The following is a 20,062-nucleotide window of genomic DNA, read 5'->3' on the forward strand; positions in this document are numbered from 1 at the left end:
GCGCGGCAGGCTAGGCGACCGCGCCCTCGGTTCCGCGGTCCTTCCGCAGCGCATCCCGGATCCGCTCGGTGTCATCCGCCTGCCAGCCGTCCGGCGGCAGCACGGCCACCCAGCCGTCCAGGATGGTGTCGGCATAGTTATGGCCGTGCCCGGTCGGCATCGACTCGCCGTGCGCCAGATCGGCGCTGACCTGCCAAAACGTCACCACCGGATACCAGCGCATCGACGCGGTGCGGTCCGGGCCGGGCGGCTCGGTGAGCCAGTCCGGCCGGGCGAACAGCAGATCCGGCGACCACCAGACCACCGGATCGGAGGCGTGCTGCAGAAACAACACCCGGGGGCCGACCCACGGCGGCGCGGCGATCCGGGCGATCTCGGACGGCAACGTGGCCTGGGAGAACCGCACGGTACGACCGTTGTCGTAGCGCGGCAGCACCGCGGTGCTGCCGGGGTCGCGCCGCACCAGCAGCGCGTGCCACAGTGGGCTGGCCTGCGGGGGCCCCACCCACAGCACCGCGTCGAACCCCAACTCGGGAATGTCGGGTAGCCAGTCGAACGCGGCCTGACCGGCCATCGCCCCGAGGCTTTCGCCGTAGAGCACCAGCTTGGGCCGGTGCTGCGCGGGCAGGCGCTGCCAGCGCTCGGCGATGGTGTGCACCAGCATCCGGCCGGAGTCCATCGATTTGCGCTGGTCAGCCAGGAACGAGATCCAGCTCGGCAGGTAGGAGTACTGCACGGCGACGATCGCGGTGTCGCCGTTGTACACCAGCTCCAGCGCGTTGGCCGCGACCGGATTGACCCAACCGGTGCCGGTGGTCGGTACCACGGCCAGCACCTGGCGGTCGAAGGCGTGCGTGCGTTCCAGTTCGTCGACCAGCAACTCCATCCGCGCCTGATCGTCATCGGCGCTGTGCAGGCCGGCGTAGACGCGGATGGGTTCGCGGGCCGGCCGGCCGTTGATCGCGCTGAGTTCCGCCGCGTGCGCGCCACCGGAGACGAAGCTGCGGCCCTGGCTGCCCAGGGTGTCCCACGGCGCCAGCGATGCCGGGCTGCCGGAGCGCTCCGGCTGCTGCGGCTGGATGGCCCAGGGTTTGGTGGCGCTGTTCTGGGGCTGGAACACCGCGCTGGCGCCGGCGAAGAACCCGCGGATCAGCACCCCGTTGGTCAGGGTGACCAGTACGACCACGACGATCGAGGTGCCGATGAACAGGGCGACCTCGTTGTGCAGGCGCCAGCGCCGGATCAGCGCCCGCGCCACCAGCCGGCTGATGTCGATCAGCGTCCGCACTGCCGCCACCAGGGCCGCGGCGACACCGAGAGCGACGCCGAGCGTACGCAGGTAGCCCAGCGTCGCCGGCCCTTCGATTCCCAGCAACGCCGAGACCTGCCGTTGCCAGCCGGCGGCCGGGATCAGCATTAGCACGCACGCCGTCGGCGCCGCCACCACGACAGCCGCCTTCAACGCAAACAACACCCGCCGCGACGGCGGCCACCACCGCGCGCCGCGGAGCAAGAGCCGGTCGGCCACCGCGCCGATCAGCACGCCCAGGCCGTAGCCGAAGGCGGCGTTGATGCCGCCGATCAGCCCTTGGAACACCCAGTCGCGCGGCAACAGCGACGGGGTCAGCGACAGGCAGAAGAACAGCGCGCCGAACGCCACCCCGACGAACTTCAGGCGCAGCAGCCCCCATGCCCACACCAGCAGCGGGTGTCTGGCCGGTGCCTGCATGGCGCCCCGATTATCCGAAGATCCCCGGCAGCACTGCCTCGGACGTGCTGCGCAGTTCCGCCAGCGACACGCTGAACTGGCCCTGGACCTCCACCTCCTGCGAGGCCTGGTCCACCACGCCGACCCGGGTGACCGGCAGCCCGCGTGCCTCGCACATGGACCTGAACCGGCTCTCCTCGGTACGCGGCACGGCCACCAGGGCCCGACCCGCCGACTCGGAGAACAAGAAGACGAACGGATCAACATCTTCGGGAAGCAGGACGCGGCAACCGGTTTCGCCGGCGATGGCCGACTCGACCACGGCCTGGATCAAGCCGCCCTCGCTGAGGTCGTGCGCTCCGGAGACCAGGCCGTCGCGAGAGGCCGCGCACAGCACCTCGGCGAGCAGCTTCTCGCGTTCCAGGTCGACTTTCGGGGGCAGCCCGCCCAGATGGTCGCCCGTCACCTGCGCCCAGATGGAGCCGTCGAACTCATCGCGGGTGTCACCGAGCAGCATCAGGGTCTCCCCCGGTTCGACGCCGAACGCCGATGGCAGCCGTCGCTCCACGTCGTCGATGACGCCGAGCACACCGACCACCGGGGTGGGGTGGATCGGCGTCGCGCCGGTCTGGTTGTAGAAACTCACGTTGCCGCCGGTGACCGGAATGCCCAGTGCCGCACAGCCGTCCGCCAACCCGCGCACCGCCTCGGCGAACTGCCACATCACCCCGGGGTCTTCGGGGGACCCGAAGTTCAGGCAGTTGGTGACCGCGATCGGGGTGGCCCCGGTGACCGCCACGTTGCGGTACGCCTCGGCCAGCGCCAGCTGGGCGCCGGCGTAGGGATCCAGCTTGGTGTAGCGGCCGGAGGCATCGGTGGAGATCGCGATCCCGCGCCGGGAGGTCTCGTCGATGCGCAGCATTCCGCCGTCGGCGTGCTCGGCCAGCACGGTGTTGCCGCGCACGTACCGGTCGTACTGCTCGGTGATGAACGCCCGGCTGCACAGGTGCGGGCTACCCAGCAGCGCAAGCAGAGTCGCGCGCAGCTGCTCGCCGGTGGCCGGCCGCGGCAGCGTGTCCGAGCGGTCGGCGTTGAGCGCGTCCTGGGTGTCCGGGCGGGCCACCGGCCGGTGGTAGATCGGGCCCTCGTGGGCCACCGTGCGCGGCGGGACGTCGACGACGGTCTCCCCGTGCCAGGTGATCTGCAGCCGGTCGCCGTCGGTGACCTCACCGATCACCGTGGCCAGCACGTCCCACTTGGCGCACACCGCCATGAAGGCGTCGACGTTCTCCGGGGCCACCACCGCGCACATGCGCTCCTGCGACTCACTGGAGAGCACCTCGGCCGGGGTCATGTTCGCCGCGCGCAGCGGCACTTTCTCCAGCTCGATGGCCATACCACCGTCACCTGCAGACGCCAGTTCCGAAGTGGCACACGATAATCCGGCACCGCCGAGATCCTGAATCCCGACCACCAGCCCGGCGGCGTAGAGCTCCAGGCAGCACTCGATGAGGACCTTCTCGGTGAACGGGTCGCCGACCTGAACCGACGGCAGCTTTTTGCGCCCGGCACCGGACTCGTCGCCGCCGAAGGTGTCCGACGCCAGCACCGAGACACCGCCGATGCCGTCCAGGCCGGTGCGCGCACCGAACAGAATGATCTTGTTGCCGGTGCCCGATGCGAACGCCAGGTGCAGGTCCTCTTTGCGCAGCACCCCGACACAGAGCGCGTTGACCAGCGGGTTGCCGGCGTAGCAGGCGTCGAAGACGGTCTCGCCGCCGATGTTGGGCAGTCCGAGGGAGTTGCCGTAGCCGCCGATGCCGCGCACCACCCCGTCGAGCACCCGGCGGGTGTCGGGGGCGTCGGCGGCGCCGAAGCGCAGCTGGTCCATCACCGCGATCGGGCGGGCGCCCATCGCCATGATGTCGCGCACGATCCCGCCCACCCCGGTGGCCGCGCCCTGATACGGCTCGACGTACGACGGGTGGTTGTGCGACTCCACCTTGAAGGTCACCGCCCAACCGTCGCCGATGTCGACCACGCCGGCGTTCTCGCCGATGCCGGCCAGCATGGCTTTGCGCATCTCGTCGGTGGTGGTCTCGCCGAAGTACCGCAGGTGCACCTTGGAGGACTTGTAGGAGCAGTGCTCACTCCACATCACCGAGTACATGGCCAGCTCGGCGTCGGTGGGGCGGCGGCCCAGGATGTCGCGGATGCGCTGGTACTCGTCGTCTTTGAGGCCCAGCTCGGCGAACGGTTGCGGTTGGTCGGGGGTGGCCGCGGCGTGTTCGACGGTGTCGAGCGGGGTCGGGGAGGTCACGGCCACAGTGTATGGCACCGATTTCGGCTCAGTCGGGAGCCAGGAAGGCCGTCAGAGCCGCCGCATAGAAGCTGACATCGCGCGCGCCCATCAGCTCGCGCGCCGAATGCATGGCCAGCTGCGGTGCGCCCACGTCGACGGTGGGGATGCCGGTGGCCGCGGCGCTCATCGGACCGATGGTGGACCCGCACGGCAGGTCGGCGCGATGCTCGTAGCGCTGCAGCGGCACTCCCGCTTGGTGGCAGGCCAGGGCGAACGTCGCGGCGGTGCGGCCGTCGGTGGCATAGCGCAGGTTGGGTTGCACCTTGAGCACCGGCCCGGCATTGACCGCGATCTGGTGGCCCGGTTCGTGCCGGTCCGGGTAGTTGGGGTGGGTGGCGTGCGCCATGTCCGCCGAGGCCAGCGTCGAGCCGGCCAGCCGCCGCAGGAAATCCTCCCGGTCCCCGCCGGCGGCCAGCGTGATCCGCTCCAAGACGGTCAGCAGCAGATCGGACTGGGCGCCGTGATCCGAGGTGGATCCGACCTCCTCGTGGTCGAACAGCGCCAGCACCGGCAGGAAAGGCCCCGGCTCGCCGGCCAGCAGGGCTTCCAGCCCGGCGTAGCAGCTGGCCTGGTTGTCCAGCCGCGGCGCGCTGACGAACTCCTGGCCGGCCCCGGTCACCCCCGACGGCGCCAGGTCATGGGTCATCAGGTCGAAACCCAGCACCTCGCGCGGTTCCACGCCGGCGCGTTCGGCCACGTAGCCGAGGAAGTCGCGGGGCGCGCCGCCGGCGGCCCAAACCGCGTTGAGGTGGCGCTGGGGGTCCAGCGTGACCGACCTGCGATCGTCGGCCAGGTGGATGGCCAGTTGCGGCACCCGCAGGATCGGCTCGTCGATGCGGACCAGGTGATGGGTGATTCCGGTACTGGCCTGCACCGAGAGCCGCCCGCTGACACCCAGGTCGCGGTCCAGCCAGGAGTTCAGCCAGGCACCGCCGTAGGGCGCCAACGCCACCAGCTGCCAGCCGGCCACCTCGCGGGCGGGATGCTGCTTGACCCGCAGGTTCGGGCTGTCGGTGTGCGCGCCGATGATCCGGAATGGCCAGGCGTGGCCGTCGTGCGCAGAACCATTCCACGCCACTAGCGACCCGGCCCGCACAAGGAAGTACCGCCCGGGTGCTGCCGGCCAGCGGTCGGTCTCGGCCAGCTCGGTGTAACCGGCGGCACGCAGCCGTTCGGCCACGGTCGCGCACGCGTGAAACGGCGACGGAGAGGCGTCGATGAACTCGCATAATCCGGTTGCGGTGGCCGCCATGTGCTCAAGTCTTTCGCATCTGGGGTGCAGCGGGCGCGTTAGGGTCGATACCGTGCCGTCCGTTCAGCCCGTCATCGCGCCCTTGACCTGTGCGGCTATTTTTCTGGTCGCCACCATCGATGAGGGTGGTGAGCCGACCGTGCACGAGGCGTTGCCGGAGCTGGCCGGTTTCGCCCGGGCGATCGGCTTCCGCGACCCGACCAAGCGGCTGTCGCTGGTGACCTCGATCGGCTCGGACGCCTGGGACCGGCTGTTCAGTGGGCCCCGCCCGGCCGAGCTGCATCCGTTCGTCGAGCTGACCGGTCCCCGCCACAGCGCGCCGGCCACCCCGGGCGACCTGTTGTTCCACGTCAAGGGCGAGACGATGGACGTCTGCTTCGAACTCGCCGGCCGCATCGTCAAGGCGATGGCCGGTGCGATCACCGTGGTCGACGAGGTGCACGGCTTCCGCTTCTTCGACAATCGCGACCTGCTCGGCTTCGTCGACGGCACCGAGAACCCGGTCGGCGACGAGGCGCTGGACGCCACCGCCGTCGGCGACGAGGATCCGGACTTCGCCGGCGGCTCCTACGTGCACATTCAGAAGTACGTCCACGATATGGCCGCCTGGGAAGCGCTACCGGTCACCGAGCAGGAGCGGGTGATCGGCCGCACCAAGGCCGACGACATCGAGTTCGACGACGCGGTGAAGCCTGCCGACTCACACATCGCGCTCAACGTGATCGAAGACGAGGACGGCAACGAACTGGACATCGTGCGGCACAACATGCCGTTCGGCTCGGTGGGCGCCGGCGAGTCCGGCACGTACTACATCGCCTACGCGCGGAGCCCGGGAGTCACCGAGCAGATGCTGCGCAACATGTTCCTCGGTGACCCGCCGGGCAACACCGACCGCATCCTGGATTTCTCCACCGCGCTCACCGGCGGGCTGTTCTTCACTCCCACCGCCGACTTCCTCGACGATCCGCCGCCGCTGCCGGGCCTGGCGGCGGCCCTGACCCCCGCTGAACCCGTCGAACCCACCGGCGTTGATGGCTCACTGAATATCGGCAGCCTGAAAGGAATCTCGCAATGAACAACCTGTATCGCGATCTGGCCCCGGTCACCGAGGCGGCCTGGGCCGACATCGAGCAGGAGGCGGCCCGAACGTTCAAGCGGCACATCGCCGGACGCCGGGTCGTCGATGTGAGCGAGCCGGCCGGCCCGACGGCGGCCGCGGTGGGCACCGGCCGGCTGACCGGCATCGGTGACCCGGCCGACGGTGTGGTTGCGCACCTGCGCGACAGCAAACCGCTGGTGCGCCTGCGGGTTCCGTTCACCCTGTCGCGTGCGGAGATCGACGATGTCGAGCGCGGTTCGCAGGATGCCGACTGGGACCCGGTGAAAGTCGCCGCCAAGAAGCTGGCGTTCGCCGAGGACCGGATCATCTTCGATGGCTACCCGGCCGCCTCGGTGGAGGGCATCCGCAGCGCAAGTTCCAATGCCGAGTTGACGCTGCCGGACGACCCGCGGGACATCCCGGACGTGGTCAGCCAGGCGCTCTCGGCGCTGCGGCTGGCCGGGGTGGACGGCCCGTACTCGGTGCTGCTGTCCGCCGATGCCTACACAAAGGTCGCCGAGACCTCCGATCACGGCTATCCGATCCTCGAGCACCTGCGCCGGCTGGTCACCGGCGACATCATCTGGGCGCCGGCGATCGGCGGCGCGTTCGTGCTGACCACCCGCGGCGGCGACTTCGATCTGCGGCTGGGCACCGACGTGTCGATCGGCTACCTGTCGCATGACGCCGAGAACGTGCAGCTCTACCTGCAGGAGACGCTGACGTTCCTGTGCTACACCGCCGAAGCCGCGGTCGCGCTGACCTGCTAGCGCGGCGCTGGGCTCAGGCCGCGAGCACCGCGTCCAGCGCGGAGTAGAACAACCCCAGCCCGTCGTCGCTGGGCCCGGTCAATGCCTCGATGGCGTGCTCGGGGTGCGGCATCAGCCCCACCACCCGGCCGTTGGCCGAACTCACCCCGGCGATGTCGCGCATCGAGCCGTTGAGGTTGTCCAGATAGCGGAACACCACCCGGCCTTCGCCCTCCAGCTCGTCGAGCACCTGCGGGGAAGCCACATAGCGACCCTCGCCGGACTTCAGCGGCACCAGCAGGTCGGCGTCGGCGTCGAACCGGGAGGTCCAGACCGTCTCGGTGGAGGCCACCCGCAGCCAGACGTCGCGGCAGACGAAGTGCAGACCGGCGTTGCGGGTCAGCGCGCCCGGCAACAACCCGGCCTCGCACAACACCTGGAACCCGTTGCAGATGCCCAGCACCGGCAGACCGCGCCCGGCCGCCGCGACGACCTCGCCCATCACCGGAGCGAACCGGGCAATGGCACCGGCACGCAGGTAGTCGCCGTAGGAGAAACCTCCGGGCACCACGACGGCGTCGACCCCCTTCAGGTCGGCGTCGGCGTGCCACAGGTTGACCGGTTCGGCACCGACGTAGCGGACGGCGCGCACGGCGTCGACGTCGTCAAGGGTGCCGGGGAAGGTGATGACACCGACCCGGGCGCTCACGGCGTCTCCCGGCTGACGGTCCAATCCTCGATCACCGTGTTGGCCAGCAGCGTCTCGGCGATCTCGGCGAGCGCGGCGTCGTCGACCGAATCGTCGACCTCGAGCTCGAAGCGCTTGCCCTGCCGCACCTCCGACACGCCGGTGTGCCCGAGCCGGGCAAGCGCGCCGACGATCGCCTGACCCTGCGGGTCGAGAATCTCGGCTTTGGGCATCACGTGCACAACCACCCGGGCCACGCGCGCTCCTACTGTCGACGGGAATCGGTCGGCTCAACAATACCGATGCCCGTTCGCGGCCCCGGAGCGCACAATCGAAGACATGCGATTGACCCACTTCGGCCACTCCTGCCTGCTCGCCGATTTCGTCGACACCACGGTGCTGTTCGATCCGGGCAACTTCTCGCACGGCTTTGAGGGCATCACCGGGCTGTCGGCGATCCTGATCACCCATCAGCACCCTGACCACGTCGACACCGCGCGGCTGCCTGCGCTGCTCGACGCCAATCCGGAAGCCGCGCTCTACGCCGACCCGCAGACCGCCACCCAGCTGGGGCCGCCGTGGCGGCCGGTGCATGTCGGGGATTCCTTCGAGCTCGGCTCGGTGCGGGTGCGCGGCGTCGGCGGGCAGCACGCGGTGATCCATCCGGAGCTGCCGATGATCGACAACATCTCCTACCTCGTCGGTGACGCCGGGCATCCGGCCCGGCTGATGCACCCCGGCGACGCACTGTTCGTGCCGGACGAGCCGGTGGACGTGCTGGCCGCCCCGGCCGCAGCACCGTGGATGAAGATCGCCGAGGCGGTCGACTACCTGCGGGCCGTGGCGCCGCGGGCCGCGGTGCCGATCCACCAGGGCATCATCGCCGACGACGCCCGCGGCATCTACCACGGGCGGCTCGCCGAGATGGGACGCACCGACTTTCAGGTGCTGCCCGCCGAGAGCGCCGTCGCGTTCTAACCGCGAGCAGACGTGAAAGCCCCCATTTTCGGGCGTTTTAGGGAGCATTCACGTCTGCTCGCCGGGAATACCGGCTTTAGGTGATGTCGCCGGCGGCGCCCCGGCCGGCGGCCCGGCCGGAGAAGATGCACCCGCCCAGGAAGGTGCCCTCCAGCGCCCGATAACCGTGCACCCCGCCGCCCCCGAAACCGGCCACCTCACCGGCGGCATACAGCCCGTCGATCGGCTTGCCGTCGGCGCCCAGCACCCGGGAGTCCAGGTCGGTTTCCAAGCCGCCCAACGTCTTCCGGGTCAAGATGTGCAGTTTGACCGCGATCAGCGGGCCGGCGGCCGGATCGGTCAGCCGGTGCGGGGCCACCACCCGGCCCAGCCGGTCCCCCAGGTAGGCCCGGGCGCCGCGGATCGCGGTGATCTGGCCGTCCTTGCTGAACCGGTTAGCCACCTCGCGGTCGCGTGCGGTCACCTCGGCCGCCACCGTCGCATAGTCCAGTGGCAGCACATCGGGCAGGTCGTTCATCCGCGCGACCAGATCGCGCAGCGAATCGGCATGGACGAAATCCACCCCGCGGTCGACGAACGCCTGCACGGGGGGCGGCGGCCCGGACCGGGCCCGAGAGGCGATCAGCTGACGCAGGCTGCGCCCGGTCAGGTCCGGGTTCTGTTCCTGACCCGACAGCGCGAATTCCTTCTCGATGATCTTGGCGTTCAGCACGAACCAGGTGTAGTCCTGCCCGGAACGCGCGATGTGCTCCAAGGTGCCCAGGGTGTCGAAGCCGGGATACAGCGGCCCGGGCAGTCGGTTGCCGGCCGCGTCCAGCCATAGCGGCGACGGGCCGGGGATGATCCGGATACCGTGGCCCGGCCAGATCGGGTCGTAGTTGGTGATGCCCTCGGTGTAGTGCCACATCCGGTCCCGGTTGATCACCCGCCCGCCGGCGGCCTCGGTGATCCCGATCATCCGGCCGTCGACGTGGGCGGGCACCCCGGCCAGCAGCTGCGCCGGGACGCGGCCCATCCGCTCCGGCCAGTTCTGCCGCACCAGCTCGAGGTTGCCGCCGATGCCACCGCTGGTCACCAGCACGGCGGACGCCCGGAATTCGAACTCCCCCACAGTGTTCCGTGATGACGCCACACCGCGCGCCGCGGACGACGGTTCCAGCACACTGCCCCGCACGCCGGTCACCCGGCCGTCTTCGACGATCAGCTCGTCAACCCGGTGCCGGTGCGCGAAGCGGACTCGCGATCGGCCCCGCAACCGGCTCGCGAAGATCTCGACCAGGGCGGGCCCGGTCCCCCAGCTGATGTGGAACCGGGGCACCGAATTGCCGTGTCCGATCGCGCCGTAACCGCCGCGCTCGGCCCAGCCGACCAGCGGGAAGATCTTCAGCCCGCGCGCGGTCAGCCAGCTGCGTTTCTCCCCGGCGGCGAAGTCGACGTAGGCGTGCGCCCATTGCCGCGGCCAGTGGTCGCACGCGCGGTCGAAGCCGGCGGTGCCCAGCCAATCCTGCAGGGCCAGTTCGTGGCTGTCGCGCACTCCCAGCCGCCGCTGCTCGGGGCTGTCGACGAAGAACAGGCCACCGAAGGACCAGAACGCCTGCCCGCCCAGGTTCGCGCTGTTCTCCTGGTCGACGATCAGCACCCGCTGGCCGCGTTCCACCAGTTCGCAGGCCGCCACCAGGCCGGCCAGACCCGCCCCGACGATGATCGCGTCGACGTCCGCCTTACCGCTCATGGCGGTCCAGCGTAGCCAGTCAGGCGCTCAGCCCGGAGGCCACATCGGCCGCGAGCGGCCACCGGTAACGCTCCGGGCGGCAGCCGTGGCCCAGCGCCGCGTCCACCGCATCCAGCATGGCCGCCACCACGCCCGGATCGCTCAGCTGCCGAGCGCCCACCGACAGTCGCACCACCCCACCGCGGCGCGCGATACGCGCACTGGTCGCCACCACCATCCGGCACCACCAGGGCGCGGTCAGAAAACCGGCTCCGACGCCGACCACCCGGGCCCGTACGGTGCGGTCGAGCACCAGATCGGTCACCGTGTGCAGACCGGCCAGCAGACGAAAACCGTTGCGCGGCAACGCCCGCACTGTTCCCGGTGACACCGTCCAGCCGGGCGCGGCGAACAGCCGGGTGCGCAAACCCAGGTGCTCCAGCACGCGGTCGGCCCCCAGCAGCCGCAGGTTGGCCTCGTGGGCGCCCAAGGCGGCGAATTCGCCGCGGCGCTTCTTGGTGGCGGCCTCATCGAAACCGTGCAGCACGATGGCGGCGCCGCCGGCCCGCCGGTGCACCAGCCAGTCGACGGTGCGCGGGTCGCGGTCCAGCCGGTAGTCCGTCCCCAGCCGCGGTGCCACCAGCAGTGACACCGGCACGGCTCGGGCGTCCAGTTGCGCGCAGAACGACTCGGCGTCGACGCAGGTCCGTTCGCCGATCCCCGAGACGGAGACGATCAGCTGTCCGGTCATGCCACCAGTGTGGCCGGTGCAGGTGACCGGCCGGTGACATCCAAGCAGACGCCGGCTGGCGTTACAGGCTCAGCCGGCGCCGACGGCTGTGGTTGGCCGGGTCGGTGCTGTTGGCCGCGATCGCCCGCAGTCGCGCCAGGTCGCGCGGATGCAGCTCTGGCGCCTTGGCCAGTGATTCCAGCAGCAGGTCGGCCTGCTCACGCAGTGCCGGAATGTGTTCGGGCCGGCCCTGCTCTTCGACGTGGACGACCAGCATCCGTAGCACCCGCAGGATCGTCGCCGCCACCAGTGGCTGAGACGGTGCCACCTGACGAAGCTGATCGAAACCGTGCGCGATGTACTCCTTGGCGTTGAGGCCCCACGGTCGCAGCAGGATCCGGCCCTCCGAGCCGGCCACCGCCACCAGCGGCAACGGCACCACCAGCAGGCGGCGCAACAGGCTGCCGACCCGCAGCGTGGCCTCGACCGCGGTGGTGGGGTCGTTGATCGCCGAGCTCAGCGCGCGCAGCCCGATGTCGACGAGCTGGCGGAACGCGAAGTCGATGTCCTCCTGCATGGTGCGGCTGTCGCTGACGGTGATCGCCCGGGTCAGCTTCTGCCGCACCCGGTCCGGGTGCGCCGGCGGCGGCCAGATCGTGACCAGTGGCTGGCCCAGGTGGATGTAGGCGCCGACCCGGGTGTCCAACCGGATCCTGGTGTTCGGCGGGATGGCGGCCAACAACCGGTGGGTGTCGACCCGGCTGATCCAGCCGTTGCCGGGCGAGGTCAGCCGCAGCACATCCGCCGGAGCGTCCATGTCGGTTTCGGGGGCCGGCTGCTCGTCGGCCGCGGCGGCCACCACGGTGTCGATCACCATCGAGCCCTCCGCGGCGATCTCCCGCACCACCTGACCGACCTCCAGGCGATGGGCCAGGTGGTCGACGTGGGCGATGATGGTGATCACGGTGACGATCGTCAGCACCACGGCGACGGTCACCGTCAGTGGCGGCGCGGGCACCGGGCGGGATCCGTCCAGATCGGGCAGGCTCAGCACGCAGTACACGAAGGTCGCGACCAGCAGGCCGATCACGACCTGGCTGAGCCGGTCCCGGATGAACCAGCGCATCACCCGCGGCGACAGCTGGGAGCTCGCCAGCTGCAGACTCACGATGGTCAGCGAGAAGATGACCCCCGCGGTGGTGATCGTCGCGCCGGCGATCGTGGACAGCAGCGTGGTGGCCACCCCGCTGTCCATCTTCAGCAGGAAACGCGGCGACGGCCCGATACGACGGTCCGCCGCACGGCTGAGAACGGCCAACAGCATGCCGCCGAACACGATCACCAGCGGCAGCAGAAAAAGGCTCTCCCGGAACCGATAAGCCAGCGCCAACGCCCGAACACTCGGGAAGCGCTCCGAGCGGGTGCGCATCAGTTCGGCAGGACGGCCTCGATGGCGGTAATCACCTCGGGCGCGTCCGGCACCGTGGTGGGCCGGAACCGGTTGACCACTGTCGCCCCGGGGGCGAGCAGAAACTTCTCGAAGTTCCATTGCACGTCACCGGCAGCCCCCTCGGCGTCGGCGGTCTTGGTCAGCTCCGCGTACAGCGGGTGGCGGCCATCGCCGTTGACGTCGGTCTTGGCCAGCAGCGGAAACGTCACCCCGTAGGTGGTGGAGCAGAAGCTCCGGATCTCCTCGGGGGTTCCGGGCTCCTGGCCCATGAACTGATTGCAGGGCACGCCGAGCACGGTCAGCCCCCGGTCGGCGTAGTCCTGGGCCAGCTTCTCCAGGGCGCTGTACTGCGGGGTGAGCCCGCATTTTGAGGCGACGTTGACGACCAGGACCGCACGGTCGGCGTAGTCTGCCAGCGAGGTGGACTGGCCATCGAGGGTGGTCAGCGGGATATCAGCAAGGCTCATGGCCGCGAGGGTACCTCGTGGCGGTGCCGGAGGCGCCCGGTCAGTGTTTCCCGGGAACCTCGCAGCGGGCCGTCGCCAGCAGCCAGGCGTATTGGAACGCGATCTCCTTCCAGCGTTCGTAACGCCCGGAGATGCCGCCGTGGCCGGCGTTCATCTGGGTTTTCAGCAAGACCTGGTTGGCGTCGGTCTTGGTGTGCCGTAGCGCCGCAACCCACTTCGCCGGCTCGACGTAATACACCCGGGTGTCGTGCAGTGACGTCATCGCTAGGATCGGCGGGTATTCGCGACGGGTGATGTTCTCGTAGGGCGAGTAGGACTTCATGTAGAAGTAGACGTCCTTGTCGTCCAACGGGTTTCCCCACTCGTCCCACTCGGTGACGGTCAGCGGCAGCGACGGATCCAAGATGGTGGTCAGCGGGTCGACGAACGGGACCTGCGCCACCACGCCGGCGAACAACTCCGGCGCCAGGTTGGTCACCGCGCCCATCAACAGCCCGCCCGCGCTGCCGCCCATCGCTACCAGCTGCCCCGGCCGGCAGATTTCGGCCTCGATCAGGCGGCGGCCCACGGCGACGAAGTCGGTGAAGCTGTTCTTCTTCTGCAGCAGCTTGCCGTGCTCGTACCACAGCCGGCCCAGTTCGCCGCCGCCGCGCACGTGCGCGACGGCGAACACCATGCCGCGGTCCAGCAGGGACAGCCGGGCGATCGAGAACTGCGGGTCCTCACACATCTCGTAGGCGCCGTAACCGTAAAGCAATGTGGGAGCTGGCAATTCGATCCCGGCCCGGTGCACGACCGACACCGGGACTCGGGTGCCGTCCTCGGCGTAGGCCCAATCGCGGTACTCGACGTAGTCCTCGCGGCGGTACTCGCCGAGCACCGGCTGCTCACGCAGCAGGGTGCGTTCGCCGGTCGCGAGGTCGATGTCGTAGATGCGTACCGGGGTGATGAACGACGTCGCGCCCACCCGCAGTCGCGGGCAGTCCCAGTTAGGGTTGGCCGCCAGGCCCGCGGAGGTCAACTCGGTGTCGAAGGTGATCTCCTGCGGCGCTAGGTAGTCGCCGTCGCTGCCGATCGGCCACAGTTGCAGGCGCGGCAACCCGTCGGCTCGGTAGCCGACGACGAGGTGGTGCGCGAAGGCGTCCACCCCATCGAGCCGCACGTCATCACGTCCGGCGATCAGGGTCTGCTGCGCGGTCGGATCACCTACCGGAGCCTGCACCAGGGTGAAGTTGACCGCGCCATCGTTGTGCAGCACCAAGAATCGGTCTTCGCCGCCGACGATCGCATGCTCCACCGAGTACTCGACGCCTTCCCGGCGGGGCAGCACCACGGTGAACTCCGCCTGCGGGTCGGCCGCGTCGGCGTAGCGGACCTCGGAGGTGATCGACGACCCGGCCGCGATCAGCACGTAGGCGTCGCTGCGGGTGCGGCCCACCGACAGCCAGAACCGCTCGTCGTCCTCGTGGTACACCTGCTCGGCGGGCCGGTCGGCGCCGATCCGGTAGCGCCACACGGTGTCCGGGCGCCAGGCCGCATCCACGGTGGCGTAGTAGACGGTGCGGTTATCGGTCGCCCAGGTCACCCCGGCGCCGATTCCGGTGATTTCGTCGGGGAACAGCTCGCCGGTGGATAAGTCTTTGAATCGCAGCGTGTAGCGCTCGTCACCGACGACGTCGACGGAGTAGGCCAGGATATTGCCGTCTGGGCTGACGGCGGCGGCGCCGAGCGCGAAGAAGTCGTGGCCCTGCGCCTCGGCGTTCTGGTCCAGCAGCACCTGCTCGCCGGGGATCTCGGTGGCCTCATCGAGTTGGGGCGGGTCCCAGTCGTCGGAAGAGCCGATGGGACAGCGGCATTGAACGCCGTACTGTTTCCCCTCGTAGGTGCGCCCGTAGTACCACCAGTCGCCGCGCCGCGCGGGCACCGACAGGTCGGTTTCTTTGGTGCGGGCTTTGATCTCGTCGAAGATGTTCTGCCGCAACGGTTCCAGGTGTTCCGTGGCGGCGTCGGTGTAGGCGTTCTCGGCCTCCAGGTGGGCGAGCACCGCGGGGTCGGACTTGTCCCGCAGCCATTCATAGGGGTCGACGAAGACGTCCCGGTGGTGGACGCGGGTTGTTTCCGCCCGCTTGGCCGAAGGGGGATCCGGCAGCGGGTGTGCGACGTCGGTCATGCGGCGGGGCCGACCCAGTCATTGAAGGACAGGCCGGAAATCCGTTCGTAGGCTTCGATGTAACGGGCACGGGTGGCGGCGATGATGTCATCCGGCAGCGCCGGGGGCGGCTGAGTGCCGGCGCGGTCCCAGCCGGATTCCGGGCCGGTGAGCCAGTTGCGCACGAACTGCTTGTCGAAGCTTTGCTGCACTTCCCCGGCCTGATAGTGATCGGCCGGCCAGTACCGCGACGAGTCGGGGGTGAACACCTCGTCGGCGAGCACCAGATTGTCGTGTTCGTCGACACCGAACTCGAACTTGGTATCGGCGATGATGATCCCCTTGGTCAGGGCGTGGCCGGCCGCCTGCACATAGGTTTCCAGGGTGCGGTCGCGCAGCTGGCCGGCCCGCACCGGGCCCACCAGGTCGATCACCTGCGCGAACGAGATGTTCTCGTCGTGTTCACCGATCTCGGCCTTGGTGGCCGGGGTGAACAGCGGATTGGCGAACCTGCTGGCCTCCACCAGACCCGGCGGCAGCGCGATGCCGCAGACCGAGCCGCTGTCCTGGTAGTCGAGCAGGCCCGAGCCGGTCAGGTAGCCGCGTGCCACGCACTCGATCGGCATCATCTGCAGCTGGCGCACCACCAGTGCCCGGCCCAGCACCTCCTCGGGGATGCGCGGGTCGTCGGGCGGGCCGGCCAGGTGGTTGGGGACCTTGACGAGGTCGAAGAAGAAGACGCTCATCGCGGTCAGGATCCGGCCCTTGTCCGGGATCTGACTGTCCAGGATGTAGTCGAACGCCGAGATCCGGTCGGTGGCGACGAACAACAGGTGCTTGTCGTCGATCCGATACAGTTCGCGGACTTTGCCGCTGGCCAGGTGCTGATAATCGGAGAGCGCGGGACGCGACATCAGGCCAGCTTATCCAGCACGTGACGGGGCGGGCTGTGTTGGGATCGGATCCATGACTTCACGGTTGCTGCCCTACGCCACCTCCCCCGGCCGCCTGCTGGCCCAACTGTTCAGCGACGCCATCGTCGCGGTGTGGACCTTCCTGTGGGTGCTGGTCGCCCTCGCCGTGCACGGTGCGGTGGCCGCCATCGCCGGGGTCGGGCGGCAGTTCGAGCACGGCGCCAACGGCGTGGCCGAGAGTCTGACCTCGGCCGGGGACAGCGCGCATCGCATCCCGCTGGTGGGCGATGCGGTGAGCAAGCCGCTGACCGCAGCCGGTGAGGCGGCCGTCGACATCGCCGGCGCCGGCCACGACCTCAACACCACCGCCGGCTGGCTGGCCTACCTGCTGGCGATCGCGGTCGCGGCGCCGCCGGTGCTGGCAGTGGCGATGCCCTGGCTGGCGCTTCGGCTGCGGTTCTTTCTGCGCAAGCGGGCGGTGCTGGCGCTGGCCGCGGCCCCGGCCGGTCAACAGTTGATGGCGCTGCGGGCACTGACCAACCAGCCGCTGCGCAGGCTGGCCGTCGCCGGCAGCGATCCGGTCGGCGCGTGGCGGAACAATGATCCCCTCATCATCAGCCGGCTGGCGGGTCTCGAACTCCGGTCTGCCGGACTGGCGCGACGCCACCAACCGGCCGCCACCGGCGGCTAGGCTGCCGGTGTGAACCTCGAGAAGGTGGTTTTCGGTTTCTTTGTGCTGCTGGCGGCGACATTGAACTTCGGCTTCTTCGTCGGTGACATCGGCGATCCGGTCATTCACAATCCGTGGGAGCTGTTCCTGGCGCTCATCGTGGCGCTCATCACCACCGTCCTGAAGTTCGGCGACCGCACCCAATTGGGTGCGGTCCACCTGTCCACCAGCCTCGTCGCGCTGCTCCAGCTCGCCGCCGCGGCAGCAATGTGGGTCTATTACACCCACGTCTCGACCTTCGGACTGGACAGGCACGCGACAGCGAGCGTGGTCTCCTTGTCGGGAGGTGCGCTGCTGGCCAACATCGTCTCGGTAACGCTGCTCGTGGTCGAAACCGCGTCGTTCCGGCGCCGCTAACCAACCCCGACAGCCGATGCCGAATTCGCTGCACCTGTTCTCGTTCTGGAACCGCCGGCGGTCGCGGCAGAAACTCAAGCCGGTTCGGGTACCGACGGCGGTGCCGACCAGCGACGTCATCTTCCTATTCATGCGGCGCATGCGCGCGCCGTTCATCGTCGTCATCACCACCTTCAGCATCTGCAGCACCGGACTGATGCTGATGCCCGGCGCCGATGCGCAGGGAAACCCCTACCGGCTCACCGTGTTCGACGCGTTCTACCAGATGACGATCACCTTGACCACGGTCGGCTACAGCGAAGTGCCGCACGCGTTCAGCTACCCGCAGCGAATGTGGCTGTCGATGTCGATCTACCTGGTCGTGATCAGCTGGGCATATGCCATCGGCGTCTTCTTCGCCCTGGTCAACGACGCGGCCTTCCAGGACGCACTTGCCGCCCAGCGTTTCCGCCGGCAAGTCCGCCGGCTGGTCGAGCCGTTCGTCATCGTGGCCGGCTACGGTCAGGCCGGCCGGGCCGTCGGCGCCGAACTCGACGAGCACGGGCACCGGTTCGTCGTCATCGACAAGCAGGAGTCCCGGGTCCAGTCGGTGGTCGCCGAGCAACTCAGTTTCGACGTTCCCGCCGTCGAAGGCGACTGCGCCGTTCCGGCGATGCTCGGCATGGCCGGCCTCGCCCATCGCGACTGCGAGGGCGTGCTCGCCCTGACCGACGACGACGCCACCAATCTGGCGGTGGTGATGACCGTTGCGCTGCTGCGGCCGGAGGTACCGGTGTTCGCCCGCTGCACCGACGGCCACATCCAGGCCCAGATCGAGCATTTCTCACCGGCGGCGGTCATCAACGCCGACGACAGATTCGGCGAGTACCTCGCGCTGTCGATCCACCGCCCGATCAACCATCAATTGTTGCGCTGGCTGATGGACAACGATGAGGACGAGATGCCGACGCTGCGCCGGGGTCTGGCCGACGGCAGATGGGTGGTCTCCGCGGGCACCGGATTCGGCCGGGATGTGGCCGCCGACCTCATCGCCAGCGGCCTGTCCGTCGAGCTCGTCAACCCGGCCGACGGTGCACCCGACATCTCCGGCGCGGTCGGGTTCATCGCCGGGACCCGCAACGACACCACCAACATCGCCCTGGCCGAGCAGGCCCGGTTGGCCAACCCCGATGTCTACCTGGTGGTCCGGCAGCAGCGAAACTCCAAAAAGGCTCTGCTGGAGGCGCTACAGATCGACGAGGTGTACATCGCCACCGAGCTCATCGCCCGCGAGACGCTCGCCCGGATCCTCACGCCGGTGTTCTGGAGCTTCGTGGAGCATGCGTTCGGCCGTGACGAGCAGTGGGCCGCCGCGGTGCGCGACCAGCTGAAGGAGCGCTGCGGCCGGCGCACCCCCAGCCGAGATGTCATCACGTTGACCGACGAGCACGCTCCGGCCATCACCGACTGGTTACGGCGCGGGATGACCTTGACCGTGGCGGATCTCCTGCGGCGGCCCGACGATCGCGAGACCAGCTTGCCGCTGGCGGCGCTGGTGCTGGTCCATGGCGGCGAACACACTTTTATGCCGCCCGACGGGACCGCCCTGGCCGTCGGCGATCAGGTGTTGCTGGTCGGAAAGCGAGACGGTCTGTCGCAGCTACAGGCGATCTGCCACGATCCGACGACGGTGGAGTACCTCTGCACCGGCCGCGACGTTCCGCTGACCTGGTTGTGGGCTTGGCTCACCGCTCGGCGCCGCCGCGCCGGCGCGCCTCGGGCGTGACCACCCGCAATCGCAGCAATCCGGCGACCGCCACAATCACCCAGGCCGTCAACGCATTCCAGAAGACCACCAGCGACACCGTCTGCAAGGCCGGTGTCCGGAGTTCGGCGGCGATGGCCGCGGTGGCCACCGAGTACATCCCCAGCGGAAAGACCAGCGCCCACCACGCCCCGGTGAGTTGCAGCACCGCGGGCCGCCGGTTGACCCGGTGCAGCACGAAGTAGACCAGCGGCGGGATCCACGCACTGGCCAGCACCCACGTCACGATCGTGACGACCCGCACCGGGCCGGCCAGCCACGCCACCGCCCCGGAGTAGATGGTATGCCCGGCCAGGGTGGCGATCGCCAACGCCCCCATCAAGATCCAGTCGTCCGGTGCGAAGCCATCGCGGTCCTTGCGTTCTTCGGCGGTGCGCCACAGGATCATCCAGGTCATCACGAGGTAGACCACGATCGCCAGCAGCCAGATCAGCACCGCCGCAGGCGCCCAGCCGCGATCACCGGTGTGCCGGGCGACCCGCGCGGCAAGGATCGCCAAACCCGACGTGCCGACACTGGCCAGTTCCCAGGCGCCGTGGGCACGAGCTCGCAGCTCCCCCAAGCCACGGGACGCCATGTTGCGGCAGGTCAGGACCGCCAGCGCCAGCCATGCCATCAGGGCCACGGCCCCCAGTACACGCACCGCCACCGGATGGGCGACCACACGAGAATCCAGCACCGCGCACGCGGCGACGAAGGTGAACAACCGCAGTGTCACGTCCGGGTCGCGAAGATCCCAGCGGGGCAAGGCGCGCACGGCGGCCACCGTCAGCACCACCAGCACGACGGTGGCCAGCACTCCCAAAGTGTCTGAGAGCCAACGGTAGTGGTGGTCGCGAGCGGCGATCGACAGGATGCCGGTGGCCATCACCACCGCGAAGGCGTCCGGTGCCGGCCACCGCGTCACGCCCATG

The 20,062-nt window shown here is 69.4% G+C and carries 18 protein-coding genes; 6 read left to right on the forward strand and 12 right to left on the reverse strand.

Annotated features, from left to right (window positions below; translation table 11 throughout):
* Window positions 1-10: 10 nt before the first annotated feature.
* The 3 genes from AC5Y31_RS06970 to AC5Y31_RS06980 are packed head-to-tail and all read right to left on the reverse strand — an operon-like array spanning window position 11 to window position 5,322.
* On the reverse strand, window positions 11-1,729 hold the full coding sequence (locus tag AC5Y31_RS06970) for an alpha/beta hydrolase (RefSeq protein WP_065023493.1): 1,719 nt from the start codon (window positions 1,727-1,729) through the stop codon (window positions 11-13).
* 10 nt (window positions 1,730-1,739) lie between these two features.
* The gene (gene purL, locus AC5Y31_RS06975; RefSeq protein ID WP_065023492.1) at window positions 1,740-4,046 is read right to left on the reverse strand and encodes a phosphoribosylformylglycinamidine synthase subunit PurL; all 2,307 of its coding nucleotides are present in this window, start codon (window positions 4,044-4,046) and stop codon (window positions 1,740-1,742) included.
* A 10-nt stretch (window positions 4,047-4,056) separates the two neighbouring features.
* Entirely contained in the window at window positions 4,057-5,322 is a 1,266-nt protein-coding gene (locus AC5Y31_RS06980; protein WP_499979173.1) for a M18 family aminopeptidase, read from the reverse strand.
* On the opposite strand from AC5Y31_RS06980, the gene AC5Y31_RS06985 reads away from it, so the two are divergent.
* Window positions 5,321-6,397, forward strand: coding sequence for a Dyp-type peroxidase (locus AC5Y31_RS06985; RefSeq protein ID WP_499979713.1), 1,077 nt, complete (start codon window positions 5,321-5,323; stop codon window positions 6,395-6,397). The two genes, AC5Y31_RS06980 and AC5Y31_RS06985, sit on opposite strands and share 2 nt — an antisense overlap.
* Entirely contained in the window at window positions 6,394-7,191 is a 798-nt protein-coding gene (locus AC5Y31_RS06990) for a family 1 encapsulin nanocompartment shell protein (RefSeq protein WP_065023489.1), read from the forward strand. Before AC5Y31_RS06985 ends, AC5Y31_RS06990 begins: the two co-directional genes overlap by 4 nt.
* 13 nt (window positions 7,192-7,204) lie before the next feature.
* On the opposite strand, the gene purQ is transcribed toward AC5Y31_RS06990, so the two are convergent.
* Window positions 7,205-7,879 (reverse strand): phosphoribosylformylglycinamidine synthase subunit PurQ, encoded by a 675-nt coding sequence (gene purQ, locus AC5Y31_RS06995; protein WP_065023488.1) that lies wholly within the window; start codon window positions 7,877-7,879, stop codon window positions 7,205-7,207.
* Entirely contained in the window at window positions 7,876-8,115 is a 240-nt protein-coding gene (gene purS, locus AC5Y31_RS07000; RefSeq protein WP_065023487.1) for a phosphoribosylformylglycinamidine synthase subunit PurS, read from the reverse strand. Before purS ends, purQ begins: the two co-directional genes overlap by 4 nt.
* 82 nt (window positions 8,116-8,197) lie before the next feature.
* On the opposite strand from purS, the gene AC5Y31_RS07005 reads away from it, so the two are divergent.
* A complete protein-coding gene (locus AC5Y31_RS07005; protein WP_499979175.1) occupies window positions 8,198-8,836 on the forward strand; it encodes an MBL fold metallo-hydrolase in 639 nt (212 codons plus the stop codon).
* Window positions 8,837-8,912: 76 nt separating this feature from the next.
* Here the strand turns inward: AC5Y31_RS07005 and AC5Y31_RS07010 are convergent, their stop codons facing one another.
* The 6 genes from AC5Y31_RS07010 to AC5Y31_RS07035 form a co-directional block, all read right to left on the reverse strand.
* Complete coding sequence (locus AC5Y31_RS07010; protein WP_499979176.1) at window positions 8,913-10,568, reverse strand: FAD-binding dehydrogenase; 1,656 nt, start codon at window positions 10,566-10,568, stop codon at window positions 8,913-8,915.
* A 19-nt stretch (window positions 10,569-10,587) separates the two neighbouring features.
* Window positions 10,588-11,298, reverse strand: a complete 711-nt coding sequence (locus AC5Y31_RS07015) for a DUF2334 domain-containing protein (protein ID WP_499979177.1) — start codon at window positions 11,296-11,298, stop codon at window positions 10,588-10,590.
* Between the two features lie 61 nt (window positions 11,299-11,359).
* Window positions 11,360-12,706: a DUF2254 domain-containing protein gene (locus AC5Y31_RS07020; RefSeq protein ID WP_499979179.1), complete on the reverse strand. Its 1,347-nt coding sequence runs from the start codon at window positions 12,704-12,706 to the stop codon at window positions 11,360-11,362.
* On the reverse strand, window positions 12,706-13,194 hold the full coding sequence (locus AC5Y31_RS07025) for a glutathione peroxidase (protein WP_499979180.1): 489 nt from the start codon (window positions 13,192-13,194) through the stop codon (window positions 12,706-12,708). The genes AC5Y31_RS07020 and AC5Y31_RS07025 overlap by 1 nt, the downstream gene beginning before the upstream one ends.
* Before the next feature lie 40 nt (window positions 13,195-13,234).
* Complete coding sequence (locus tag AC5Y31_RS07030) at window positions 13,235-15,364, reverse strand: S9 family peptidase (RefSeq protein ID WP_499979182.1); 2,130 nt, start codon at window positions 15,362-15,364, stop codon at window positions 13,235-13,237.
* The gene (locus AC5Y31_RS07035; RefSeq protein WP_065023480.1) at window positions 15,361-16,257 is read right to left on the reverse strand and encodes a phosphoribosylaminoimidazolesuccinocarboxamide synthase; all 897 of its coding nucleotides are present in this window, start codon (window positions 16,255-16,257) and stop codon (window positions 15,361-15,363) included. Before AC5Y31_RS07035 ends, AC5Y31_RS07030 begins: the two co-directional genes overlap by 4 nt.
* Window positions 16,258-16,309: 52 nt before the next feature.
* Between AC5Y31_RS07035 and AC5Y31_RS07040 the strand changes: the two genes are divergently transcribed.
* The 3 genes from AC5Y31_RS07040 to AC5Y31_RS07050 are packed head-to-tail and all read left to right on the forward strand — an operon-like array spanning window position 16,310 to window position 19,109.
* Window positions 16,310-16,948: a hypothetical protein gene (locus tag AC5Y31_RS07040; protein WP_499979183.1), complete on the forward strand. Its 639-nt coding sequence runs from the start codon at window positions 16,310-16,312 to the stop codon at window positions 16,946-16,948.
* Between the two features lie 9 nt (window positions 16,949-16,957).
* Complete coding sequence (locus AC5Y31_RS07045; RefSeq protein WP_065023478.1) at window positions 16,958-17,344, forward strand: DUF6394 family protein; 387 nt, start codon at window positions 16,958-16,960, stop codon at window positions 17,342-17,344.
* Window positions 17,345-17,360: 16 nt separating this feature from the next.
* Entirely contained in the window at window positions 17,361-19,109 is a 1,749-nt protein-coding gene (locus AC5Y31_RS07050; protein ID WP_499979184.1) for an NAD-binding protein, read from the forward strand.
* On the opposite strand, the gene AC5Y31_RS07055 is transcribed toward AC5Y31_RS07050, so the two are convergent.
* Window positions 19,069-20,061, reverse strand: a complete 993-nt coding sequence (locus AC5Y31_RS07055) for a tellurite resistance/C4-dicarboxylate transporter family protein (RefSeq protein WP_499979186.1) — start codon at window positions 20,059-20,061, stop codon at window positions 19,069-19,071. The genes AC5Y31_RS07050 and AC5Y31_RS07055 overlap by 41 nt on opposite strands.
* Between the last annotated feature and the right edge of the window lies 1 nt (window position 20,062).

The sequence above is a fragment of the Mycobacterium sp. NGS18 genome (genome assembly GCF_059813185.1).